25 protein-coding genes are annotated in these 22,539 nt (G+C 68.2%); 11 read left to right on the forward strand and 14 right to left on the reverse strand.

Annotation, left to right across the window (positions count from 1 at the left end):
• The first annotated feature begins 1 nt into the window (after position 1).
• The 6 genes from egtC (at position 2) to SNAS_RS25585 (ending at position 5,731) form a co-directional block, all read left to right on the forward strand.
• Entirely contained in the window at positions 2-739 is a 738-nt protein-coding gene (egtC, locus tag SNAS_RS25560; protein WP_013020376.1) for an ergothioneine biosynthesis protein EgtC, read from the forward strand.
• A gap of 15 nt (positions 740-754) precedes the next feature.
• Positions 755-1,714, forward strand: a complete 960-nt coding sequence (egtD, locus tag SNAS_RS25565) for an L-histidine N(alpha)-methyltransferase (RefSeq protein WP_013020377.1) — start codon at positions 755-757, stop codon at positions 1,712-1,714.
• Between the two features lie 11 nt (positions 1,715-1,725).
• Entirely contained in the window at positions 1,726-2,301 is a 576-nt protein-coding gene (locus SNAS_RS25570; protein ID WP_013020378.1) for a histidine phosphatase family protein, read from the forward strand.
• A 355-nt stretch (positions 2,302-2,656) separates the two neighbouring features.
• Positions 2,657-4,117 (forward strand): glycosyltransferase family 39 protein, encoded by a 1,461-nt coding sequence (locus tag SNAS_RS25575; RefSeq protein WP_013020379.1) that lies wholly within the window; start codon positions 2,657-2,659, stop codon positions 4,115-4,117.
• Positions 4,118-4,181: 64 nt separating this feature from the next.
• Positions 4,182-5,057, forward strand: a complete 876-nt coding sequence (locus tag SNAS_RS25580) for a sterol desaturase family protein (protein ID WP_013020380.1) — start codon at positions 4,182-4,184, stop codon at positions 5,055-5,057.
• On the forward strand, positions 5,054-5,731 hold the full coding sequence (locus SNAS_RS25585; protein WP_013020381.1) for a lysoplasmalogenase: 678 nt from the start codon (positions 5,054-5,056) through the stop codon (positions 5,729-5,731). The genes SNAS_RS25580 and SNAS_RS25585 overlap by 4 nt, the downstream gene beginning before the upstream one ends.
• Positions 5,732-5,740: 9 nt before the next feature.
• On the opposite strand, the gene SNAS_RS33265 is transcribed toward SNAS_RS25585, so the two are convergent.
• From SNAS_RS33265 to SNAS_RS25625, 8 genes are all read right to left on the reverse strand, one after another.
• On the reverse strand, positions 5,741-6,496 hold the full coding sequence (locus tag SNAS_RS33265) for a restriction endonuclease (RefSeq protein ID WP_013020382.1): 756 nt from the start codon (positions 6,494-6,496) through the stop codon (positions 5,741-5,743).
• 94 nt (positions 6,497-6,590) lie between these two features.
• Positions 6,591-8,069 carry a sensor histidine kinase gene (locus SNAS_RS25595; RefSeq protein ID WP_013020383.1) on the reverse strand — a complete coding sequence of 493 codons (1,479 nt, stop codon included), beginning with the start codon at positions 8,067-8,069 and terminating at the stop codon, positions 6,591-6,593.
• Positions 8,070-8,149: 80 nt separating this feature from the next.
• Positions 8,150-9,163 carry a glycine betaine ABC transporter substrate-binding protein gene (locus SNAS_RS25600; protein WP_013020384.1) on the reverse strand — a complete coding sequence of 338 codons (1,014 nt, stop codon included), beginning with the start codon at positions 9,161-9,163 and terminating at the stop codon, positions 8,150-8,152.
• Between the two features lie 7 nt (positions 9,164-9,170).
• Positions 9,171-9,965 carry an ABC transporter permease gene (locus SNAS_RS25605; protein WP_013020385.1) on the reverse strand — a complete coding sequence of 265 codons (795 nt, stop codon included), beginning with the start codon at positions 9,963-9,965 and terminating at the stop codon, positions 9,171-9,173.
• Positions 9,962-11,140: an ABC transporter ATP-binding protein gene (locus SNAS_RS25610; RefSeq protein ID WP_013020386.1), complete on the reverse strand. Its 1,179-nt coding sequence runs from the start codon at positions 11,138-11,140 to the stop codon at positions 9,962-9,964. Before SNAS_RS25610 ends, SNAS_RS25605 begins: the two co-directional genes overlap by 4 nt.
• Complete coding sequence (locus tag SNAS_RS25615) at positions 11,133-11,780, reverse strand: ABC transporter permease (protein ID WP_013020387.1); 648 nt, start codon at positions 11,778-11,780, stop codon at positions 11,133-11,135. Before SNAS_RS25615 ends, SNAS_RS25610 begins: the two co-directional genes overlap by 8 nt.
• Positions 11,781-12,109: 329 nt before the next feature.
• Positions 12,110-13,141: an SIS domain-containing protein gene (locus tag SNAS_RS25620; RefSeq protein ID WP_041625175.1), complete on the reverse strand. Its 1,032-nt coding sequence runs from the start codon at positions 13,139-13,141 to the stop codon at positions 12,110-12,112.
• A gap of 245 nt (positions 13,142-13,386) precedes the next feature.
• On the reverse strand, positions 13,387-13,602 hold the full coding sequence (locus SNAS_RS25625) for a biotin/lipoyl-binding carrier protein (protein ID WP_013020389.1): 216 nt from the start codon (positions 13,600-13,602) through the stop codon (positions 13,387-13,389).
• 132 nt (positions 13,603-13,734) lie between these two features.
• On the opposite strand from SNAS_RS25625, the gene SNAS_RS37805 reads away from it, so the two are divergent.
• Both SNAS_RS37805 and SNAS_RS25630 read left to right on the forward strand, forming a co-directional pair.
• Positions 13,735-13,809, forward strand: a complete 75-nt coding sequence (locus SNAS_RS37805) for a 50S ribosomal protein bL37 (RefSeq protein ID WP_425281055.1) — start codon at positions 13,735-13,737, stop codon at positions 13,807-13,809.
• A gap of 190 nt (positions 13,810-13,999) precedes the next feature.
• Complete coding sequence (locus SNAS_RS25630; RefSeq protein ID WP_013020390.1) at positions 14,000-14,788, forward strand: hypothetical protein; 789 nt, start codon at positions 14,000-14,002, stop codon at positions 14,786-14,788.
• A gap of 29 nt (positions 14,789-14,817) precedes the next feature.
• On the opposite strand, the gene SNAS_RS25635 is transcribed toward SNAS_RS25630, so the two are convergent.
• Positions 14,818-16,395 (reverse strand): MDR family MFS transporter, encoded by a 1,578-nt coding sequence (locus tag SNAS_RS25635; protein ID WP_013020391.1) that lies wholly within the window; start codon positions 16,393-16,395, stop codon positions 14,818-14,820.
• Positions 16,396-16,496: 101 nt separating this feature from the next.
• Between SNAS_RS25635 and SNAS_RS25640 the strand changes: the two genes are divergently transcribed.
• A complete protein-coding gene (locus tag SNAS_RS25640; protein ID WP_013020392.1) occupies positions 16,497-17,054 on the forward strand; it encodes a TetR/AcrR family transcriptional regulator in 558 nt (185 codons plus the stop codon).
• On the opposite strand, the gene SNAS_RS25645 is transcribed toward SNAS_RS25640, so the two are convergent.
• The 5 genes from SNAS_RS25645 to SNAS_RS25665 all read right to left on the reverse strand — a co-directional run bounded on the left by SNAS_RS25645 (position 17,051) and on the right by SNAS_RS25665 (position 20,201).
• The gene (locus tag SNAS_RS25645; RefSeq protein ID WP_144300637.1) at positions 17,051-17,491 is read right to left on the reverse strand and encodes a hypothetical protein; all 441 of its coding nucleotides are present in this window, start codon (positions 17,489-17,491) and stop codon (positions 17,051-17,053) included. The genes SNAS_RS25640 and SNAS_RS25645 overlap by 4 nt on opposite strands.
• A 112-nt stretch (positions 17,492-17,603) precedes the next feature.
• Positions 17,604-17,867, reverse strand: a complete 264-nt coding sequence (gene rsrA / locus SNAS_RS25650; protein WP_013020394.1) for a mycothiol system anti-sigma-R factor — start codon at positions 17,865-17,867, stop codon at positions 17,604-17,606.
• Entirely contained in the window at positions 17,864-18,652 is a 789-nt protein-coding gene (locus SNAS_RS25655) for a sigma-70 family RNA polymerase sigma factor (protein ID WP_041625176.1), read from the reverse strand. Before SNAS_RS25655 ends, rsrA begins: the two co-directional genes overlap by 4 nt.
• Positions 18,653-18,975: 323 nt before the next feature.
• Complete coding sequence (locus SNAS_RS25660; protein ID WP_013020396.1) at positions 18,976-19,311, reverse strand: WhiB family transcriptional regulator; 336 nt, start codon at positions 19,309-19,311, stop codon at positions 18,976-18,978.
• 170 nt (positions 19,312-19,481) lie between these two features.
• Positions 19,482-20,201 (reverse strand): SOS response-associated peptidase, encoded by a 720-nt coding sequence (locus SNAS_RS25665; protein WP_013020397.1) that lies wholly within the window; start codon positions 20,199-20,201, stop codon positions 19,482-19,484.
• A gap of 48 nt (positions 20,202-20,249) precedes the next feature.
• On the opposite strand from SNAS_RS25665, the gene aroA reads away from it, so the two are divergent.
• Both aroA and rsgA read left to right on the forward strand, forming a co-directional pair.
• A complete protein-coding gene (aroA, locus tag SNAS_RS25670; RefSeq protein WP_013020398.1) occupies positions 20,250-21,545 on the forward strand; it encodes a 3-phosphoshikimate 1-carboxyvinyltransferase in 1,296 nt (431 codons plus the stop codon).
• Complete coding sequence (rsgA, locus tag SNAS_RS25675) at positions 21,515-22,534, forward strand: ribosome small subunit-dependent GTPase A (protein WP_013020399.1); 1,020 nt, start codon at positions 21,515-21,517, stop codon at positions 22,532-22,534. Before aroA ends, rsgA begins: the two co-directional genes overlap by 31 nt.
• Positions 22,535-22,539 lie beyond the last annotated feature (5 nt).

Consider the following 22,539-nt stretch of genomic DNA (forward strand, 5'->3'; position numbering starts at 1 on the left):
CATGTGCCGACACCTTCTCTACCTGGGTGAGCCGCAACGGCTGTCGCGGCCGTTGTTCGAGTCGCCGCATTCGCTGTGCCACCAGGCATACCAGCCCACCGACATGCGCAAGGGCGGCACCATCAACGCCGACGGTTTCGGCGTCGGCTGGTACGCGGGCGACACCGCGCTGCGGTATCGGCGGTCCACGCCGATCTGGAGCGACACCGACCTGCGGCACCTGGCCGACAACACCGTCGCGTCCGCGTTTTTGGCCGCGATCCGCTCGGCCACCGTCGGCATGCCGGTCACCCAGGGCGCCTCGGCGCCGTTCACCGACGGCCGCTGGCTGTTCAGCCTCAACGGCCGCATCGAAGGCTGGCCGCACTCGGTCGCGAAACAGGCGAGCGCGCTGCCGGTCACCGAGCTCATGACCGCCGACGCGCCCACCGACGCCGCGTTCCTGTGGACGCTGCTGCGGCATCGGCTGCGCGACAACGATCCCGTCGAGACCGTCCGCGACCTGGTCGGCGAACTGGCCGCCGACGCTCCCGGTTCCCGGCTCAACCTGCTGTTGACCGACGGCACCCGCGCCATCGCCACCACCTGGTGGCACGCGCTGTCGGTGCGCCGCGACCCGTCCGGCGTCACGATCGCCTCCGAACCGCTCGACGCCGACGCGGCCTGGCAGCCGATCGGCGACCGCCAACTCGTCACCGCGACAGCATCCGAAGTAGACATTTCCGACCTGCACATCTGAATGAGGGGCAAGACAATGCTGGAAAGCCACATCTCGGAAGGGGACCTCGACGCGGCGCTTCGCGCCGACGTCGTCGCCGGACTGACCGCCACCCCGAAACGCCTGCCGCCCAAGTGGTTCTACGACGCGCACGGCAGCGACCTGTTCGAGGAGATCACCCGGCTGCCCGAGTACTACCCCACCCGCGCCGAGGCCGCCGCGCTGGAATCCGGGGCCGACCGGGTCGCCGAACGCACCGGCGCCACCTCACTGGTCGAGCTGGGCTCGGGTTCCTCCCGCAAGACGCTGCTGTTGATAGACGCCTTGCGACGCAAGGGAACCCTGGACTCCTTCGTCGGCTTCGACGTCTCCTCCGACGCCCTGGCGGCCGCGACGGCCGCGCTGTCGCTGCGGTACCCGGAGCTGTCGGTGTCGGGCATCGTCGGCGACTTCACCGAACACCTGCGCCACTTGCCGTCCGGTACCTCCCGGCTGGTGGCCTTCCTGGGCGGCACGATCGGCAACCTGCTGCCCGCCGCGCGCGCCGACTTCCTGGCCTCGCTGCGAACGCAGCTTGCCCCGGGCGAGTGGCTGCTGCTGGGCACCGACCTCGTCAAGGACCCCGCCACCCTGGTCGCCGCCTACGACGACGCCGCCGGGGTCACGGCCCGGTTCAACCGCAACGTCCTCACCGTCCTCAACCGACGGCTGGACGCGAACTTCGACGTCGAGGCGTTCACCCACGTCGCGCTGTGGGACGCGGAGGCGGAGTGGATCGAGATGCGACTGCGCGCCGACCGCCCCATGCGGGTCGAGCTCCCCGCGGTCGGCCTGAGCGTCGACTTCGCGGCGGGCGAGGAGCTGCGCACCGAGATCTCGGCGAAGTTCCACCTGTCGGGGCTGGCGGCGGAACTCGGCACCGCCGGGTTCGCCGTCAGCGACTGGTGGACCGACCCGAAAGGCCGATTCGGGCTGAGCCTGGCCGAAGCCGTGTGAGACTGTCGGGCATGGGCAGTATCGTCCTGGTCCGACACGGCCAGACCGAGTGGAGCCGCAGCGGACGCCACACCTCGGTGACCGACCTCGACCTCACCGACGACGGCGAACGCCAGGCCCGCAACCTGGCCCCGGCGCTGACCCCGTACCGCTTCACCGCGGTGTGGTGCAGCCCGATGCGCCGAGCCCGCCACACCGCCGCACTGGCGGGCCTGACCGTCACGACGACCAGCGCCGACCTCGCCGAGTGGAACTACGGCCGCTACGAGGGCGTCACGACCGCGACCATCCGCGAAACCGTCCCGGACTGGTCGATCTGGCGCGACGGTTGCCCTGACGGCGAGTCCCCGTCCGCCATCGGCGCCCGCCTCGACCGGGCCCTGACAGCGATCCGCCCGCTCCTGACCGACGGCGACGTCGCCGTCGTGGGCCACGGCCACGCCCTCCGCGTGGCGGCGGCCCGCTGGATCGGCCTACCCCCGTCCGGCGGAGCGCTGCTGGGCCTCGACACGGCCAGCATCTCGGTACTGGGCCACGAACGCGAGCAACCGGTACTGCGCCACTGGAACCTCACCCCGACTCCGTGACCAGCGACGCGACGAAGCCGTCCTCGCGCCGCCCGCAACCGAACTCGACCCAAGCCCCGACCTCGTAGCCAGCGACACGGCGAAGCCGTCCTCGCGCCGCCCGCAACCGAACCCGACCCAAGCCCCGACCTCGTAGCCAGCGACACGGCGAAGCCGTCGCCGCGAAGCGTGCCTCGAACCAGCTGAGCCACACGCCATCGTGCCCGGCGACGCGGCGAAGCCGTCGTCGCACCTCGGCTGAGCCGCGCGGCATCGCGGCCCGCCCCACCCCCCCTTCCCGCTTCTCAGCGGGCAGCACCCGGATGCCGCCTGGCCGCCACGCGACGTTCACAATGGGCGGCTAGCTTGTGCGCTCATGTCGCCATTCGTCCGCAAACCGTGGCTGCTGCCGTTCCTCGCGATGCTGGCCATCGGTGGCCTCGGCATGTGGCTGCCCGGCCTGTGGGCCGACGAGCTGGCGACCTGGGGTGCCATCGAGGAGTCCTGGTCGCAGCTGTGGGCGCTGCTGTCCAACACCGACGCCGTCAACGGCGGCTACTACGTCGTGATGAAGCTGTGGGCCACCGTGTTCGGCACCAGCGAGGTCGCGCTGCGGCTGCCGAGCCTCGTCGCGATGGCCATCGCCGCCGGGCTCACCGCCGCCATCGGCGCCCGGCTGTGGACCCCCCGCTGGGGGATCCTCGCGGGGGTGCTGTTCGCGTTGCTGCCCATGACGAGCCGCTACGCCGCCGAGGCCCGCGGCTACGCGTTCTCGATGGCCTTCGCCGTACTGGCCAGCTACCTGCTGGTCCGGCTGTGCCAGCGCCCGACGACCCCACCCGAGCCCACCGACGACCAAGCGCCCCAGCCCCGGCAAGCCCCCGTCTGGCGGCTGTGGCTCTACTACGGCCTGTCCATCGCCGCCGCCAGCGTCTTCCATCTCATGGCCATCCTCGTCCTATGTGGCCACGGCTTGATGCTGCTCGCGCTCAACCGCCACCGCTGGCGCGGCTGGCTGCTCGCCGCCACCGCCTCCGTCGCCGCGCTGGCCCCGCTGGCCCTGCTCGGCGCCACCCAGATCAGCCAGACCTCGTGGGTGCTGCCGCTGTCATTCCGCGCCCTCGCCCACACCCCCAAGGACCTGTTCGAATCCCGCTGGACCGCCGCCGCCCTGGCGATCCTCATCGTCATCGCGTTGTGGCGCAGCCGCTCCCGCCCCACGATCGCCGTCGCCGCCTGGGCCCTGGCCCCCGTCCTCGCGCTCATGCTGGCCGCGACCGTCGTCGACGTCTGGGTGCCCCGCTACCTGCTCTTCCTCGTCCCCGCCTGGGCCGTGCTCGGCGTGCGCGCCGTCGCCGGAATCCGCTGGAAACCCACCGCCATGGTCATGCTCGCCGTCGCGTTCGTCTCCGGAGCCGGTGCCCAGTACGACATCCGCCGCTCCAGCGGCCACGCCCACGACACCCTCGGCGCCGCCGCCCTGATCGAGACCGGCTACCGCGACGGCGACGGGCTCGCCGTGGCCCTCAACGAACCCGTCGTCCCCTGGGAGGCCCGCGACCTCGTCGCCCGCTACCTGCCACCCCCGCTCCAACCCGACGACACCTTTGCCACCACCGAACAGCGCACCGACGGCCAGCTCCTCGCCAGCGAATGCCCCGACCCCGCCCACTGCCTGGGTGACACCCCCCGCCTCTGGGTCGTCCGCTACGAGAACCACACCGACCCGCTCACCGGCATCGGCGGCGCCAAGGAACAGCTGCTGCGCGACGAGTTCACCGTCGACCAGGTGTGGCCCCTGCGCGGCCTCACGGTCGCCCTGCTGATCCGCCGCTGACGGTTGACGTATTACCGACCAGTAGGCAAGAATGCGAAGGTAACCCCCAGATCGGAATTCCGCCATGGTCGACGCCGTCATCTTCGCCGTCCCGTTCTTCGTGCTGTTCGTCGTCATCGAGGCGCTGTCGTTCCACTTCGCCCCCGACGACGACGAACGCGGCTACGAACTGCGCGACGCCGCCACCTCCATGACGATGGGTGCCGGCTCCCAGGTCGTCGGCTTCGTGTGGAAGTTCGCCTCGATCTTCGTCTACGCCGCCGCCTACAAGTTCCTCGCGCCCTTCGACCTCGACGTCGTCGAGAACGCCGCGATAGCGTCCAGCCCCTGGCTCATCGCCGCCGTCATCATCGGCCTGTTCTTCGCCGACGACCTGGCCTACTACTGGTTCCACCGCGGCCACCACCGCATCCGGGTCCTGTGGGCCAGCCACGTGGTCCACCACTCCAGCCAGTACTACAACTTCACTACCGCACTGCGCCAGTCCTGGACCCCCATGACCACCCTCCCGTTCTGGCTCCCGTTGGCGCTCATCGGTTTCCCGCCGTGGCTGATCTTCCTGCAACAGTCCATCAGCCTCGGCTACCAGTTCTTCCTCCACACCGAACGGGTCGACAAACTCTGGCGCCCCGTCGAAGCGGTCATGAACACGCCCTCCCACCACCGCGTCCACCACGGCTCCGACGACCAGTACCTCGACAAGAACTACGGCGGCATCCTCATCATCTGGGACCGCGCCTTCCGCACCTTCGAACCCGAGGGCGCCCGCGTCACCTACGGCCTCACCAGGAACATCGAGACGTTCAACCCCCTCCGCGTCGCGTTCCACGAATACGCGGCCATCTGGCGCGACGTCATCCACGCCCGCTCCTGGCGGGCCCGCGCGGGCTACGTCTTCGGCCCACCCGGCTGGGGCGCCGAGCAGACGGGCAGCCGGTGAAGCGAAACGCCCCCGCGATCGTCTTCGCGATCCTCGTCGCGGCCAACCTCATCGGTACGGCCTTCGATATCCGCAACCTGCAACTGGTCTCGAAGCCCTTGCTCATGCCCGCCCTGATCTTCTGGCTGTACCGCGGCCACGCCCCCATGGGCACTCACCTGTGGATGCTGTTCGGCCTGTTGTTCGCGATCCCCGCCGACACCTTCCTGCTGTTCGAGGGCAGGACGGTATTCCTGTTCGGCATGTTCTTCTTCGCCCTCATGCAGCTGTGCTTCATCGGCGCGTACTTCTCCGCGACGAAGGTCTTCGCCCGATGGCGAGCCCTGCCCTGGCCGCCACTCGCCTACCTGGCGTTCTGGCTCGGCTTCAACGCTCTCATGTGGACGAGCTTCGGCGGCCTGGCCGCACCCATTGCCGTCTACAGCCTGCTGCTGGCGATCATGGCCGCGGCGGCCTCGACGGTGTCCACCATGGTCGGCATCGGCGGCCTGCTGTTCATGGTCTCCGACCTCATGATCGGCCTGGGTGTCGTGAACATCGACTTCACCGGCCGCGAGGTCGCGATCATGGCGACCTACACCCTGGCCCAGTTCCTCATCGTCACCGGCATCTCCCACCGGACGATCCCCCGCCCGCGCAACCCCGCGGCCAAACCCGCCACAGTCAGAGCCTGACCGGCGCTCTCACCCGAGAGTGACTCTTCGGGTCTCCGGCACCCGGCCGTCCAGGTGGTAGACCTCGCGCCTGATCCGGATGAGGAGCACGGTCGCGATGATGCCGCCAAGCAGCAGCGAGAACATCAGTATCGACATCGCCGGTTCCGGTGGAGGGCCAGTGTCGGCCGGCGGTGAAATGATCGAAAGTGACACACAGGATCCGAAGGTCATGGCGCCGAACAAGCAGGCCAGCCATCCCATTCGGCGGTTGCGCGACTTGACACTCGCGTGGATGAACGGCACAAATGCCAGGAACCCCCAGGTGAGGATCGGCAGATAGAAATACCAGCGTCCCTTTGCCACGGGAGCGAGCCACCATGGACTGCGCGACGCTGTCCTCGCCTCTGGCGCCATTCGTCGCACCTGCGCCGCCATATGACCGGCGTGGCCGTTCACGGGAGCCACCAGACCATCCACATTAAACTTGAATAGCGCGATTCCCGTCTCGTTCGCGAAGGTGATAGCGGGCGCGGAGAACCCGCTCAGGCTGTAGAAGATGCCATGGATGCCGCGCCGCTTGACTTCGCCGTACAAGCGTTGCACCGCAGGCTTTCCGGTTGTGCTCTTCTCAAACTTGACTTGGGCTGCGGCTTCGTCCGCCAGCACGTCGACTCCGCCGTCGGCGCCCGGTGGGGTGAGGTGTGGACGGGACAATCCCAGTTGCCGCATGTGGAGGCTGGCCAGGGCTTCGGCTTCCTGCCAGTCGGATATCGAAGGGGGCATACCCCCAAATTGCCACACGGAACGTACACGAACGCCCACCGTTGCGACAATCACGTGCATGCATTGAGCCCCAAATCAACCAGGCCCTTCGGCCTCAGCCGATCGTGAAGTCCAGCACCGCTTCGGCGCCGCCGTCCTCGCGGTTGCCGAGTTTGATGGTGCCGCGCAGTTCGCCGGTGGCGAGGGTGTGGACGATCTGGAGGCCGAGCCGGTGGGTGGCGTCGATGCGGAAGCCTTCCGGTAGGCCGCGGCCGTGGTCGTAGACGGTGACCTGGAGGCGGTCGCCCTCGCGTTGGACGTCGACGACGACCTCGCCGCCCTGGCCGGGTGGGTAGGCGTGTTCGACGGCGTTTTGGACCAGTTCGTTGAGGATCATGACCAGGGGTGTGGCCACTTCGGATGGTAGGACGCCGAAGTTGCCGACCCGGCGGGGGCGGACCTGGGATTCGGGGGCGGCGACTTCGGCGGCCATGGAGGCGACCTTGTCGACGATGGCGTCGAAGGAGACGGCCTCGTCGCTGGAGCGCGAGAGGGTTTCGTGGACCAGGGCGATGGAGGTGACGCGGCGGACCGATTCCTCCAGGGCCGCTCGGGCCTGCGGGACGCCGACGCGGCGGGCCTGGAGGCGGAGCAGGGCCGCGACGGTTTGCAGGTTGTTCTTGACCCGGTGGTGGATCTCGCGGATGGTGGCTTCCTTGGTGACGAGTTCGCGGTCGAGTCGGCGGACCTCGGTCACGTCGCGGACCAGGACCAGGGCTCCGGCGCCCTGGCCGTCGGGGCGCAGCGGCAGGGCCCGGACCAGGACGACGGCGCCGCGGGCCTCGATCTCCTTGCGGCGCGGCGTTTCGCCGGACAGGGCGCGGTTGATGCGGCGGTGGACGTCCTTGGCCTTTTCGGGGTCGTCGACGAGGCCGCGGGTGAGTTCGGCGAGGTTCTCGCCGGACAGGACGCCGGTGACTCCCATGCGGCGGTAGGCCGACAGCGCGTTGGGGGACGCGTAGCGGACCAGGCCGTCGGCGCCGATGCGGACCAGGCCGTCGCCGACGCGGGGGGCGGTGGTGGGTTCGCCGGGCAGCAGGGGTGGTGGGAAGCCGCCGTCGGTGAGCATGCGGATCAGGTAGTCGGCGGTCTTGAGGTAGTTGAGTTCGAGGTGGCTGGGGCTGCGGGTGTCGGAGAGGTTGGTGTCGCGGGCGACGACGGCCACGACCTGTTGCCGGTCGCGGCGGCGGACCGGGACGGCTTCGTGGCGGGCCGGGGTGGCGCCGTGCCACACCGGGTCGCCCTCGCGGAAGATGCGGCCCTCGCTGAAGGACGTGTGCAGGTGTTCGGCGTCCTTGCCGGACAGGACCCGGCCGACCTGGTCGTCGTCGTAGGCGGTGGGGCCGGTGGTGGGGCGTACCTGGGCCAGGCAGATGTAGCAGCCCTCGCGGTCGCGGACCGGCGCCCACAGCAGCAGGTCGGCGAAGGACAGGTCGGCCAGCAGTTGCCATTCGGCGGCGAGCCGGTGCAGGTGTTCGCTGGTGTTGGCCGACAGGTCGGTGTGGGCCGCGATCAGGTCTCCGAGTGTGGACATCGCCCCCGACTCTAATCGGTGAAGATCGGTGGCCGGTCCCGTGCGGGACCGGCCACCTGGTGATTCGGTGTCGTCGGACGTTAGTTCTTCAGGAAACCCTCGTCGACGAGCCATTCGCGGGCGACGTCGAGCGGGTCGCGGCCGTCGACGTCGACCTCGGCGTTGAGCCGCCGCATGGTCTCGGTGGACAGCTTGGAACCGAGCTTGTTGAACATTTGGACTATCTGCGGGTGCTTCTTGTGGATCTCCTCGCGGATGGTCACCGCGGGTTCGTAGATCGGGAAGTAGCCCTTGTCGTCCTCGAGGGTGCGCAAGCCGTTGGCCGGGATGCGGCCGTCGGTGTCGAACACCTCGCCCGCCAGGCAGGAGCCGCCGCCGATCCGGCTGTAGATCACGCCGGTGTCCATGATGGTGACATTGTCCTTCGGGACGTCGATGTCGTAGGCCTGCTGCATGCCCGGCCAGCCGTCGGGACGGTTCTCGAACTCGTTCTCCAGACAGTAGGTCTGCTTGTCCGGCGGCAGCTTCGCCAGGTCCGAAAGGGACTTGACGTCGATGGTCTTGCCGTTGGCGTCCTTCTGCTTGGCCTGGTCCTCCTTGATGGCCATCGCGTAGGTGTTGTTGAACGGGGCCGGATCGCCCCACACCACGTCGTTGTCCTTCAGGTCGGCCTTCTTGACCGCCTCGTACAGCGCCTCGGGGTCGGAGATCTTGACGCCCCCGGCCTCACTGGTCTTGGGGTCCACGTCGGAGTGGCCCATGTAGACCAGCCACGCGGTTCCGGTGTACTCCCAGGCGATGTCGGAGGATCCGTTGAGGATGGTCTCGCGGGCGTTGACGCTGCCCTTGGTGTTGGTGTGGTCGGCGACGTCGGCGCCCTTGGCCTTGAGCACAAGGGACAGCATCTTGCCGAGGATGAGCTGTTCGGTGAAGTCCTTCGAGGTCGTCACGATCGGCGCCTCGCCGAGGTTGTCGAACTCGGCGAGTTCGGGTCCACCCTGGACGTCGGGTACCGACTGGGACGCCGGTTCCAGGCCGCAGGCGGCCAGTACCGCCACCAGGGCGCCGGTCAACAGCAGTTTGGTCCTTCGCATCGAACGATCACACTCCCTTCGGGTGCAGGTAGCGTTCGGCGATCGCGGCCACCCAGTCGACGGCCAGCGCCAGGATCGCGATGAGGACGCTGCCGGTCACCAGGACCGGGATCTGGGCCAGTTTGACGCCGGTGACGACGAGGTTGCCCAGGCCGCCGGCGCCGATGAGCGCGGCCAGCGCGGCCATGCCGACGTTGAGCACCAGCGTGGTGCGGATTCCGGCCAGGATCACCGGCACCGCCAGCGGCACTTCCACCCGGAACAGGACCGCGGGCGCGGACATGCCGATGCCGCGTCCGGCGTCGATGAGCGCCGGGTCGACCTGTTGCAGGCCCACCAGCGTGTTCCGCAACGCTGGCAGAACACTGTAGACGGACATGGACAGGATGGCGACCCAGAACGACTGCGCCGACGAGTCGGGTTGGATGACGACCGCCAGCAGTACGATCACGCCGATGGCGGGCGCGCCCTGGCCGATGTTGGCCGCGGTGAGCACCACCGGCAGCGCGGACTTGGCGCCCTTGCGGGACAACGCGATGCCCAGCGGCACCGCGACGGCCAGCACGATCACCGTCGACACGGCCGACAGTTCCAGGTGCTGCCACAGCAGTCCCGAGATGGTCTCGGCGTTGAGCGAGGACTCCATCGACGGGTCGATGGTGGCGTTGCGCAGGTACAGCATCAGCGCGGCCGCCGCGATCAGGATGACCGCCGGGGTACCGATGAGCGCCCACGGTTTGCCCCTGGCCTCGGCCGGTGCCGCCCCGACCGCCTGTACCTCTTGTTCGGCGAGGGTACTCATGAGCGGCTCCTGGCCTTGGACTTCTCGCGCAGACCCGCGATGGCGTTCTGCACCGTCGACAGCGAGACCATGCCCACGTACTTGCGGCGCACCGTCACCGGAACGCTGGTGAAATCGGTCTTCAGCAGCGCCTCGAGGGCTTCCTGGACGTTGGCCCGGCCGCTGATGGTGGCGGTGACCTTGTCACCGGCGTTGCCGATCGCACCATCCATATCGGCCAGCGTGTCCTTCGAGATCCAGCGGACCGGTCGGTCGGCGTCGTCCAGAACGATCGCCCACGGAACGTCGCGGTCGCCGATGCGCTCTCTGACGTCGGCGGCCGAGTCGGTGGCCCGCGCCGTGACGAGTTCATCGAGTTCGATGTCGGCCACGCGGGTGACGTTGAGCAGCTTCATCGCGCCGCCCTCGCCGATGAACCCGCGCACGAAGTCGTCGGCCGGGTTGGCCAGGATCGCGGCGGGTTCGTCGTACTGGACGATCTTGGAGCCCTCGGCGAGGATCGCGATCCGGTCGCCGAGCTTGACCGCCTCGTCGAAGTCGTGGGTGACGAAGACGATGGTCTTGGACAGTTCGTCCTGAAGCGACAGCAGCTCGTCCTGAAGGTGGGCCCGGGTGATCGGGTCGACGGCGCCGAAGGGCTCGTCCATGAGCATCACCGGCGGGTCGGCGGCAAGCGCCCGGGCGACGCCGACACGCTGCTGCTGTCCGCCGGACAGCTGCCGGGGATAGCGGTCGGCGAACTGGCCCGGCTCCAGGCCGACCAGGTTCAGCATCTCCCGCACCCGTTCGGCGGCCTTGTCCTTGTCCCAGCCCAGCATGCGCGGCACGATCGCGATGTTCTCGGCGACGGTCATGTGCGGGAACAGTCCCCCGGCCTGGATCACGTAGCCGATGTGGCGGCGCAGCTCGTTGGCGTCCTTCTTGCGCACGTCCTCGCCACCGATGAGGATCTCACCGCTGGTGGGTTCGATCAGGCGGTTGATCATGCGCATCGTCGTGGTCTTGCCGCAGCCGGACGGCCCGACGAACACGACGATCTCCCCGGCCGGAATCGTCAGGTTGACGTTGTCGACGGCGGCGATCTTCTGGCCCGAATAGCGTTTGGTGACACCGCAGAGCTTGATCTCGGCGCCACGGGTCAATGCGGGTTTCGCGGTGGTTTTGGTGTCAGACACGAAGGCCCCTCGAAGTGGTGAGTCGTCCAATGAGTACATAAGCGGCGTCGAACAGCAGGGCCAGAATGACGATGCCGAGCGTCCCGGCCACCACCTGGTTGATCGCGTTGGCTCCGCCCAGACGGGCGAGCCCGGAGAAGATCTGTTCGCCCAGACCGGGACCGGAGGCGTAGGCGGCGATGGCGCCGACGCCGACGGCCAGCTGGGTCGAGACGCGGATGCCGGTCAGCACCACCGGCCAGGCCAGCGGCAGCTCGACCCGGAACAGGATGGCCATCCGGCCCATGCCCATGCCGCGGGCCGCGTCCACCATGTTCTTGTCGACGCCTTGCAGGCCGACGATCGCGTTGCGGACGATGGGCAGCATCGCGTAGAGGGTCAGCGCGACCACCGAGGGCGCCACGCCGAGACCGAACAGCGGAATCATCAGTCCGAAAAGGGCAAGTGACGGAATCGTGAAGATGACGGACGCCGTACCGGTCGTGACACCCGCGAGCCACGGCTTGCGATAAGACGCGACCGCAAGGCCCAGACCGATTATGGAAGCCAACAGGACACATTGAAAGACCATGCTCGCGTGTTGGTAGAACTCGAAGGCGAGTTGCCCGGAGAATTCGTTGACGTACCCGAAAAAGTTCAATCCGTTCCGCCTCCTTCCTTTTGAGATGGATCGAGACAGTGGCTCGATTGGGCGTTTACGCAGCGCACTCGGCGCCTACAAGCCACAGACAATAGCGAGATCGGGCCCGCCTTGGGCGTATCCCTCGCGGCGCTTCGTTACCGAGTTGGAATAAAGACACGCGAAAGTCGACACCGCGTTGTCACGGTGTCGACTTTGCGTAGGAAAACCGGTCGACCGCACTGAATGATCGTTATGAAACAGAGATCAGCGCGGTCGACGGGCAGACGGTATGAAGCGCCGATTGTTGACAATCGGCAGCGGATATGCAGCCTCGCGGCCGCCTGCGGCTACAGCGTCTCGGTGACCTTGCGCAGGCCACGCGGCGCGTCGGGGTTTTCGCCCCGGTTCAACGCCAGCGCCAACGCGAGGCGTTGCAGCGGCAGGATGTCCAGCATCGGCGCCAGCCGCTCATCGACGGCGGGCACCGGGATCCGGATCGGCGCGCCCTCCACATCGGAGGCGCCAATCGACACGACGTCGGCGCGCCGCTCCCCCAGCCGTCCGATGACGTCCCGCATCGCGTTGCCGCCCGGCCCGTCCCCGACGATGGCCAGCACCGGAATGTCGGGGTCGGCCATGGCCAGCGGACCGTGCAGCAGATCGGCGCCCGAAAAGGACAGTGCCGACAGGTACGAGGTCTCCATGAGCTTCAGCGCGGTCTCGCGCGCCGTCGGGTACGCGTATCCCCGCCCGGTGGTGACCAGCCGCTCGGCGAACCGGTACCGGGCCGCCAACTGCACCGGCGTCTCGTCGGCCAGCACGGTGCGGGCCAGCTCCGGCAACGCCGCCACCGCGGCGGCCTCGTCACCGGCGAGTTTCCCGTCCCCGGCGCGGATTCCCTCGATGAGCATGAACAGCGCCAACAGCTCGGCGGTGTAGGTCTTCGTGGCCGCGACGGCCTTCTCGTGCCCGGCCGACACGTCGATGTTGAGCCCGGCCTGCTTCGCCAGCGGCGATTCGGGGTTGTTGGTCACGGCGAGGGTGCGCGCCCCCGACTCGGACGCCACCCGCAACACCTCGGCGATGTCGGGCGAACCCCCGGACTGCGACACCCCCACGACGAGCGCCTCGGACAGATCAGGGCGGGCCCCGTACACGGTGATGGCGCTGGGCGAGGCCAGCCCGGCCGGAATCCCCAAGCGGATCTCGGTGAGGTATGCGGCGTACAGCGCCGCGTGGTCGGAGGTACCCCGGGCGGTGAACATGACGAACCGGGGCCGCTCGCGCGCGATCTCGGCGGCGATGTCGGCGATCGCACCCGACTGGGTCTCGGCCAACCGGGCGAACGCCTCGGGCTGGTCGGCGATGTCGGCGGCCATCCCGGCTCCGGGCGGCGTGGCCGCCGTGGCGTCCGTGGCCCCCGCCGTGGTTGACCTGGCGGCCTGCTGCTGGCTCATAACCGTTTCCCTCTGCGTAATTTTTGCGCGGTTCTGCTCATCGAGACTGTATTTCAATCATATCCGCGCGGGTATTGAGGGCATGCTGACGCGCGGCCCAGATCACACGAAAAAGCGGCCCAAGCAGGGCTCAGCCTGCTCAAGCCGCGGTTCGGGGCCGGTCGTTGCTACTCGATGACGGCGATGAGGTCGCCTTCGGAGACGACGTCGCCCTCGGACACGGCGATCTCGGCCACGGTGCCCTCGTCCTCGGCGTGTACCGGGATCTCCATCTTCATGGACTCGAGGATGACGATCGGGTCGGCGTCGGTGACGGTGTCGCCCTTCTTCGCGACCACCTTCCACACGTTCGCCACCATCTCGGCGCGCACTTCTTCGGCCATGGCCGCCTCCTCGTTTCTCTTCTCACGTCGACTGCGAACACAATATACGGCCACACCGCGCCCGGTCAGCCTCGCGGAGGACTCCGTAAGCTGGGCGACCGACATGTTCGCCGACGTTGAGGAGGGATCGCTATGGCCAAACGCGCACGTAAGCGCAAGGCGCGCAAAAAGAAGGGCGCCAACCACGGGAAACGCCCCAACGCCTGAGCGCGAGCGAATGCCGGTTCCTCTTGCGGGGACCGGCATTCGTGTGTCCGGGGCCGGATTCGGGCCAGCCGCGACGCAACCTCCACCACCGGTGTGCGCGTCCAGCAAGTAGAAGGCTTACCCGATATCCCCCACGGCGGCTCCGGCACACGCCGAGGACGGTTTCGAACTCGAACTCAACCTGCCCGAGATGAAGGACTCCGACGAGTACGTCGGGTTCACGCCGACGCTCACCAACTCCACCGGTGAGACCGTCGAGGACGTGGAGGTGGAGTTCACCATCTCGGCGCCCGACGGGGCCGCCCCGCCGGTGGCCATCCAGCAGGGCGACCCCGACGAGGGCGGCGAACACGACACCGTCGCCGTCAAGGGCGAGGCCATTCGTGGCGACGCCACCGTGGACAGCTCCGAGGGGCAGTTCACGATCGAGCACGACCCGGCCCTGGACCGGGTGAAGTTCGACGGCGTCCCCGACTCGGTCCCCACCGACAAGATCCGCCCCAACGGCGTCGACTGGTCGTTCACGATCACCAACGACACCGACACCGACATCACCGACGGGTTCATCGTCATCGGGCTGTACGCCGACGACGGGCAGCGCGGACTGGAGCTCGGCACCGAGCAGAAGGGCTGCGAGGAGACCCACGACGAGGACGAGGTCACCCGCTGCGAGGGCGTTTCGCTGGCGGCGGGCGAGTCGCTCACCTACGACATGAAGCTGTTCACCGACGGCACCTCCGAAGATCTGTCCAAGAAGGTCAGTCTGACGGTGCGGATGTCCTACCCGACCGACGCCGAGCAGGTGCGGTTCGCCAGCGGCGAGACCTACACCAAGGCCGACGCGGCGTCCAGCGACGAGATCCTGCCGGTCACCGGCTTCAGCCTCGGCGGTTATCTCGCCGTCGGTGCGGGTGTCATCGGGCTCGGTGCCGTGATGCTGCTGCTGGCGAGCCGCCGTGCGGCCCGCCAGCAGGTGTGACTCTTCAGTTAGCTGTTGTCGAAGGGGGTCTAGGCCGCGATGGTTGCGGGCTCGGCCTCCTTCGGCTCTTCCTTGGCGGGCTGTCCGCCGGTGCGCAGCGGGACCTCCTTGATGAACCAGGCCACCAGGAATCCCAAGGCCGCGAACGGGATCGTCCACACGAACACCGTGGTGATGGCGTCGGTGACCCCGCCGGAGACGACGTCCATGATCTTGTCGGGCAGCTGGGCCAGCTTCGACGGCTCCAGACCGCCGGTGCCACCGCCGGAGAAGTTCTTCGCGATGTCCGGCGGCAGTTTGCCGCTCATGGACTCGGTCAGCTGGTTGGCGAAGATCGAACCGAACGCCGCCACCCCGAAGGATCCGCCGATGTTGCGCAGGAACGTCGAGGTGCTGGAGGCGACGCCGATGTCCCGCTGCGGGGCGCTGTTCTGCGCCACCAGCATGGTCACCTGCATCAGCAGGCCCAGCCCGATGCCGAACACGACCATGTAGATACTGGTGGTCAGCTCCGAAGTGGAGGTCGTCAGCTGGGTCAGCAGCAGCATTCCGGCGATCATGACGGCGCCACCCGCGATCGGAAAGATCTTGTACTTGCCGGTGCGGGTGATGATCTGTCCGGCACCCAGCGAGAACACCATGGCGCCCAACATCATCGGGATGAAGAACACGCCCGATTCGGTGGGGGTCAGGCCCTGGACGATCTGCTGGTACATCGGGATGAAGGTCATCGCGCCGAACATGGCGAAGCCCTGCAGGAACCCGACGACGTTGATCAGGGTGAAGTTGCGGTCGGTGAACAGCCGCAGCGGCAGCACCGGCTCGGCAGCCTTGCGCTCCACCATGATGAACGCCACCAGGGCCACCAGTGAGAAGGCCGACAGGCCCAGGATCTGCGGGGAGTCCCATTCGTACTCGTTGCCGCCCCAGGTGGTGACGAGCACGAGGCTGGCGGCCACCGCGGACAACAGCGCGATTCCGGCGTAGTCGATCTTGGCCTTGTTGCGGTGTCGGGGCAAATGCAGGGTCGTGGCGATGATGATCAGCGCGATCGCGCCCAGCGGCAGGTTGATGTAGAAGGCCCAGCGCCAGTCGACGTGGTCGGTCAGCAGGCCACCGGCCAGCGGGCCGCCGATGGTGGCGACCATCATGACCGCGGCCATGAAGCCCTGGTACTTGCCGCGTTCGCGGGGCGGGACCAAGTCGCCGAGGATCGCCATGACGCCGACCATGAGGCCACCGGCGCCCAGGCCCTGCAGTGCGCGGAAGGCGATCAGCTGCTCCATGCTCTGGGCCGCACCGGAGGCGACCGAACCGATGAGGAAGACACCGATCGCGAACATGAACAGCCGCTTGCGTCCATACAGGTCACCGAGCTTGCCGTACAGGGGAGTCGAAACCGTCGCGGCGAGGATGTATGCCGTCACCACCCAGGACATGTGTCCGTAGCCGCCGAACTCGCCCACAATGGTGGGAAGGGCGGTACCGACGATGGTGTTGTCCAACATGGCCAAGAGGATCGCGAGCATGAGGCCGGGAAGAACCACCAGCACCTCGCGTCGCAGTCCCTTGGCCGGCGCTTCGGCGACGGCTTCGCTTTCTGTCATAAGGCATACTCCATCCGGAACAACTAGCCGCTCGGCTAGTGGGGTCATGAGCTACGATAGAACGACAGCTAGCCGGTCGGCAAGTAAGTTTGGAGAGGCGAATGAGTGAACCGCGCAACACGCGCGAGCGCATTCAACAAATCGCGATGGAACTGTTCAGCGAACAGGGTTACGACCGCACCTCGCTGCGGGAGATCGCCGAACGCCTCAACGTGACCAAGGCCGCCCTCTACTACCACTTCAAGACCAAAGAGGACATCGCGGCGAGCTACTTCGACGACTTCGCCGCCGACGTCGACAAGGTCCGCGAATGGGCCGAGACCCAACCGGCCGACCTCGACACCCGGCGCGAGATCCTGCGCCGCTACTCCGACGTCATGAACACCCACGGCCAGACCCTGCGGTTCATCCACCACAACCAGCCCGCCCTGCGCGAGATCAACAAGGGACGGACGTTCAAGGAACGGATGCAGCAGGTCAACAAACTGCTGGTCGACGCCGAGGCCCCCGCGATCGAACGGCTGCGCGGCGTCAACGCACTGTTCATCATGCACATGGCCTGGTTCGTCGAACTCGACGGCGACCCCGACCCCGCCGACCTACAGGAACCGGCCCTGCAGATCGCGCTGGAACTGATCGAGACGAACGAGAAGAGCTAGCCCCCAACCCGGTCGCTTCCCTCCGAGGGCCGGTTCAGCGCTACAAGGATGTAGATCCCGGGGACGATCGCCAGCGGCAACACGCCCACCGCGATGATCGGATTCATGAGCATCCCGATGGCCACGATGGCCACCACCGCGGCAAGCGATACGCAAAGGGTGTAGACAATGGTCGCGGCTTTCTTACTCGAAGCGCACCACAGCAGCAACGCGCCCGTCATCGCACCCACAAAGACGCCGGTGGACCCGATGACCATCGGGAACCACGCCAACGCGTCCAGCCCCACGACTCCGGAATACTCCACCCATGCCAAGGCGGCGGCGATCCCGGTGATGACGGCATATCCCAGCGCGACCCAGCGCACCGACGTCGGCGGCCGCCAGCGATCCCTTATGGCTGTTGGGGTTTCGTCACCTGATGGTTCATTCATCGACATCGATGACAAGATATCGGACCCGACCGGGAGGCTCGGGGCCTCCAACCTCCTCCCCTACGTTGACCGTAGCCGGGAAGGGCTGAGCGTGGGCTTAACCGGCCTGAAGCTGGTTTCAGCCGCTGCCGAGGTCGAACTTGGCGAGCTTCTCGCGCAGGCGCGCCTTGACTTCCTGGGGCGCGGTGTCCTTGGAGCAGCAGCGGTGTACCAGGGCCCGGACGTCCTGTTCGATCCCGTATTCGGCCAGGCAGGGCGAGCACTCCGCCAGATGCTGCTTGATCAGGTCGCGGCGGGCGTCGCCGCATTCGGAGTCGAGATAGAAGTAAACCTCCGAGAGCACTTCCCGACAGTCCACCTCGTGCGGATCACCACAGCTCACCGCGAAACCTCCTCATGATCATCCGAGGCACTGAACCCCCGCTGTGCCGCGTACTCGGCAAGCATGTCACGCAACTGGCGCCGTCCCCGGTGCAGTCGCGACATCACTGTGCCAATGGGCGTCCCCATGATCTCCGCGATTTCCTTGTAGGCGAAGCCTTCGACGTCGGCGAGATAGACCGCCAGCCGGAATTCCTCCGGCAGCCGGGCCAAAGCGTCCTTGACGTCGGAGTCGGGCAGCCGGTCCAGGGCCTCGGTCTCGGCCGAGCGCAGACCGGTGGAGGTGTGAGACTCCGCCGAGACAAGCTGCCAGTCGGTGATCTCCTCGGTGGGTGACTGCACCGGCTGCCGCTTGCGCTTGCGGTATGAGTTGATGTACGTGTTGGTCAGGATGCGGTACATCCAGGCGCGCAGGTTGGTTCCCGCTTTGAACTGGTGGAAGGCGCTGAAGGCCTTGAGGTAGGTCTCCTGGACCAGGTCCTCGGCGTCCTGGGGGTTGCGGGTCATCCGCAACGCGCCACCGTAGAGCTGGTCGACGAGGGGCATGGCGTCCCGTTCGAACCGCGCGCGCTTCTCGGCGGCGGTCTCGGCCTGCTCCTCGTCGGTCACCGGCTCCCCTCTCGTTGCCTGTTTGGCCGAGGGTACGGCACCGCTGTGACGCGCGGGAGCCGGAATGGGCGATGCCGCGGTCGTCTCACCGCCGTCGAGGGGCCACTCGGGGGCCGACAGCAGTCGGCGCAGCCGTTGGGTGTCCTCGTTCTCTACGCGTTCGCGGGTGGAGGCCATCACTGCTGGCCACTCCTTTCTCGGCGCCGTACGTATCGCCGTCACGGCGGATGCAACAGCGACGGGGGCCGGTGCATTCCGGGGCCCGCCGAGCGCCGGGTCACAGCCGCGGTCACGCCCGCGGGCGAGGTCGGGTGGCGAATTGATCACAGCCCGTAACCGATCGATGGCGGTCTCGTTGAGAACAATGGACCCATTCGGGATCTCCCATCACAGACTTCACGGTCTGTGCGCCAACCTCCCAGGCCCTGCCCGGGCCCCGAGGCCGACACCGCCACGGGGCCCGGGATGGGAGGGGTATCCGCGTCCACGATCGCGGAGCTTCAGCCGACCGGGACGAAGTCCCGCCACGCCACCACCATCGCCTTGCGCTCACCCGGAGTGGTGCCGCCCCAGACGCCGTTGCAGTCGCCCGCGTCCAGTGCCCAGGCCAGGCAGGTCGACTGGACGGCGCAGGCCGAGCACACCGCCAGCGCCGCGCGCGGGGACTGTTTCACCTGCGGGTCGGGAAAGAAGGTCTCGGGGTCGACGGCGACGCAACGTCCCCGCATTCGCCATTCCGGGTCACTGCGGCGGGTCTCGTGCGCGCGTCGCAGCCGGGGGTCGTGTCGTGCGGCCTCGATTTCCTCGGGCTTCGGTGCCTTCTTCGTGTGGCTCATGGGTGCTCGACCTCCCGCAACTGGTGGAGGCGGGGACCGCGGCTCGGCGCGGTCACCGCGCATGCATAGTGTTGTGTTTTACACCACACTGCGCGCTGATATCAAGACCTCACCGGGGAATCGATCCGAAAAGCCGGTTCGAAGTGGGCTGTTCAGAACCCGAATGCGGCTCAGAACAACGTCGCCTCGTCGTCCTTTGTGGGCTCTTCGGGTTCGGGCACCCGGTCGAGCAACTCCGGGGAGTCATTGCGGACGTTGCCGACCGCCCGGCCCACCGGACGGACCTCCAGACTGGACACCAGCTCGGTGTCGGGCGGCGCCAGCAGTTCGGCCGGATCGGACTCGGTCTCGCCCAGCCAGGCCGCGTGCCGGTCGGGGGTCAGCAGCAACGGCATCCGGTCGTGGATCCGGTCCAAGCCGCCCAGGGCGTCGGTGGTGAGGATCGTGCAGGTCAGCAGCGACTCCTCCCCCTTGCCCCAGTGCTCCCACAGCCCCGCGAACACCAACGGGTCCTCGCCGGGCGCGGTCATGTAATAAGGCTGCTTGCCACCGGCGGGCAGCTTGCGCCACTCGTACCAGCCGTTGGCCGGGACCAGGCAGCGCTTGCGCGCGAACGGCGACCGGTAGGCCCGGGAGGTGGCGACGGTCTCGGAACGCGCGTTGATCATCCGCACCCCGATGCTCGGGTCCTTCGACCACGGCGGCACCAGACCCCAGCGGGCCGCCGAGACCACTCGCGACTCCTGGCTACGCGAGACACGCACCACCGGGATCGTCTGGGTGGGGGCCAGGTTGTAGCCCGCGCCCGCCTCGCCGTCGGAGTCGTCAACGGCCTCGAACAACGTGGCCAGATCGCTGCTGCTCAGCGTCGAAACATACCGTCCACACATGGCATCACACTACGTCCGGGGACTGACATCCCCAAGTATTGTGGGCGCGTGAACGATACGCGTGCGCCCGAGGAACTGCGCTGGCCCGCCCCGCAGGCTCCCGGGGCGGTGCGTGGCCGGGTGAGCATTCCCGGCTCCAAGTCCATGATGTCCAGGGTGCTGGTGCTGACCGCCGCCAGCCACGGCGCCAGCTCGGTGGCCGCGCCGCTGCTGGCCCGCGACAGCGCGCTGATGGTGGCGGGTCTACAGGCCATGGGCATCCGGGTCGTCACCACCGACGACGCGCTGTGGATGGTGCATCCCCGTGCGCCGCAGGGACCCGCGGCCGTTGACTGTGGACTGGCCGGGACGGTGATGCGGTTCCTGCCGCCGCTGGCTGCCGTCGCCCACGGACCCATCACCTTCGACGGTGACCCGTACGCGCGCAAGCGTCCGATGGCTCCGCTGCTGCGGGCGCTGACGGCGCTGGGGGTCAGCGTCGACGCCGCGAGCGAGTCGCTGCCGTTCACGATCCAGGGCACCGGCCGGATCAGCGGCGGCGAGATCACCATCGACGCGTCCTCCTCCAGCCAGTTCCTGTCCGGGCTGTTGCTGTCGGCGCCGCGCTACGACCGCGGCATCGTGCTGCGGCACCAGGGACCGCCGGTGCCGTCGCGCCCGCACGTGCGCATGACCGTCGACATGCTGCGCGCCGCCGGCGCCGCCGTGGACGATTCGCGCCCCAACGTGTGGGAGGTGGAACCCGGGCAGCTCGGCGGCCGGGCCTGGCACGTCGAACCCGACCTGTCCAACGCCGCCCCGTTCCTGGCCGCCGCGCTGGTCACCGGCGGCGAGGTCACCGTCCCCGACTGGCCCGCCACCACCAGCCAGCCCGGCGACCTGCTGCGCGACCTGTTCACCCAGCTGGGCGGCCGGGCGGTGCTCAGCCACGACGGCCTGACCATCACCGGGTCCGGCTCGGTCAGGGGCATCGACGCCGACCTGTCCGAGGCCGGGGAACTGACGCCGGTGGTCGCGGCGGTGTGCGCCCTGGCCGACTCCCCCTCGACGCTGCGCGGCATCGGGCACCTGCGCGGTCACGAGACCGACCGGCTGGCGGCGCTGACCGCCGAACTCAACCGGCTGGGCGGCGACGTCACCGAGACCGACGACGGGCTGCGCATCCGGCCGAGGCCACTGCACGGTTCGGTCGTCGACACCTACGACGACCACCGGATGGCACAGGCCGCCGCCGTCCTGGGACTCGCGGTCCCCGACGTCGTCCTGTCCGATGTGGCCTGTACTTCCAAGACGCTGCCGCAGTTCCCGCAACTGTGGACCGAGCTGGTGGGGGCCCGGCCCTGACCCGGCGGCGGCAGTACGACGAGGACGACGTCCGGGTTCGCCCCGGGCGTGGCTCCCGACCCCGTACCCGCACCCGCCCCAAGCACGCCGACGCCGTCGACGGCTTCGTCACCACCGTCGACAGAGGACGGTACACCTGCCGGGTCGGCGACACCGACGTGACCGCCATGCGCGCCCGCGAACTGGGTCGCAAGGGCGTCGTGGTCGGCGACCGGGTCTCCCTCGTGGGCGACACCTCCGGACGCGACGGCACCCTGGCGCGCATCGTCCGCATCGGCGAACGGCACGGCGAACTGCGCCGCACCGCCGACGACGACGAGGCGCTCATCGAACGCATCATCGTGGCCAATGTGGACCAGCTCGTGGTGGTGGCCTCGCTGGCCGATCCGCCGCCGCGCACCGGCTTCATCGACCGGTGTCTGGTGGCCGCCTTCGACGCCGACATCGCGCCACTGCTGTGCCTGACCAAGGCCGACATCGACACCGAGGACGCCGCGCTGGCCGAGGTGCTGTCCTACTACGCCGACCTCGAGTTCGACCACATCACCTGCCACCCCGACGAACCGCTGGACGAGCTGCTGGCGAAGCTGCACGGCAAACTGTCCGTCCTCATCGGCCACTCGGGCGTCGGAAAGTCCACTCTGGTCAACCGCCTGGTGCCCGACGCCGACCGCTCCGTCGGCGTCGTCAGCGCCATCGGCAAGGGCCGCCACACCTCGACCAACGCCGTGGCCCTGGAGCTGCCCGACAGCGGCTGGATCGTCGACACCCCGGGCGTGCGCTCCTTCGGGCTGGCCCACGTGTCCGCCGACTCGCTGCTGCTCGCCTTCGGCGACCTGGCCGAGGTCGCCACCGGCTGCCCGCGCGGCTGCGACCACACCGGCAACTCCGGCGACTGCGCCCTGGACAGCCTGCGCGCCGCCGACGGTACCGCGCCACAACGGCTGCTGTCCTACCGGCGGCTCCTGGAAACCTCGTCGAGTCAATAGACTGT

The organism is Stackebrandtia nassauensis DSM 44728, from assembly GCF_000024545.1.
Lineage (GTDB): Bacteria > Actinomycetota > Actinomycetes > Mycobacteriales > Micromonosporaceae > Stackebrandtia > Stackebrandtia nassauensis.

Coding starts and splice junctions, on each gene's coding strand:
- egtC (WP_013020376.1), top strand. CDS start 2: ATGTGCCGACACCTTCTCTACCTGGGTGAGCCGCAACGGCTGTCGCGG.
- egtD (WP_013020377.1), top strand. CDS start 755: ATGCTGGAAAGCCACATCTCGGAAGGGGACCTCGACGCGGCGCTTCGC.
- SNAS_RS25570 (WP_013020378.1), top strand. CDS start 1,726: ATGGGCAGTATCGTCCTGGTCCGACACGGCCAGACCGAGTGGAGCCGC.
- SNAS_RS25575 (WP_013020379.1), top strand. CDS start 2,657: ATGTCGCCATTCGTCCGCAAACCGTGGCTGCTGCCGTTCCTCGCGATG.
- SNAS_RS25580 (WP_013020380.1), top strand. CDS start 4,182: ATGGTCGACGCCGTCATCTTCGCCGTCCCGTTCTTCGTGCTGTTCGTC.
- SNAS_RS33265 (WP_013020382.1), bottom strand. CDS start 6,496: ATGCCCCCTTCGATATCCGACTGGCAGGAAGCCGAAGCCCTGGCCAGC.
- SNAS_RS25595 (WP_013020383.1), bottom strand. CDS start 8,069: ATGTCCACACTCGGAGACCTGATCGCGGCCCACACCGACCTGTCGGCC.
- SNAS_RS25600 (WP_013020384.1), bottom strand. CDS start 9,163: ATGCGAAGGACCAAACTGCTGTTGACCGGCGCCCTGGTGGCGGTACTG.
- SNAS_RS25605 (WP_013020385.1), bottom strand. CDS start 9,965: ATGAGTACCCTCGCCGAACAAGAGGTACAGGCGGTCGGGGCGGCACCG.
- SNAS_RS25620 (WP_041625175.1), bottom strand. CDS start 13,141: ATGGCCGCCGACATCGCCGACCAGCCCGAGGCGTTCGCCCGGTTGGCC.
- SNAS_RS25625 (WP_013020389.1), bottom strand. CDS start 13,602: ATGGCCGAAGAAGTGCGCGCCGAGATGGTGGCGAACGTGTGGAAGGTG.
- SNAS_RS25630 (WP_013020390.1), top strand. CDS start 14,000: ATGAAGGACTCCGACGAGTACGTCGGGTTCACGCCGACGCTCACCAAC.
- SNAS_RS25635 (WP_013020391.1), bottom strand. CDS start 16,395: ATGACAGAAAGCGAAGCCGTCGCCGAAGCGCCGGCCAAGGGACTGCGA.
- SNAS_RS25640 (WP_013020392.1), top strand. CDS start 16,497: ATGAGTGAACCGCGCAACACGCGCGAGCGCATTCAACAAATCGCGATG.
- SNAS_RS25645 (WP_144300637.1), bottom strand. CDS start 17,491: ATGTCGATGAATGAACCATCAGGTGACGAAACCCCAACAGCCATAAGG.
- SNAS_RS25655 (WP_041625176.1), bottom strand. CDS start 18,652: ATGGCCTCCACCCGCGAACGCGTAGAGAACGAGGACACCCAACGGCTG.
- SNAS_RS25660 (WP_013020396.1), bottom strand. CDS start 19,311: ATGAGCCACACGAAGAAGGCACCGAAGCCCGAGGAAATCGAGGCCGCA.
- SNAS_RS25665 (WP_013020397.1), bottom strand. CDS start 20,201: ATGTGTGGACGGTATGTTTCGACGCTGAGCAGCAGCGATCTGGCCACG.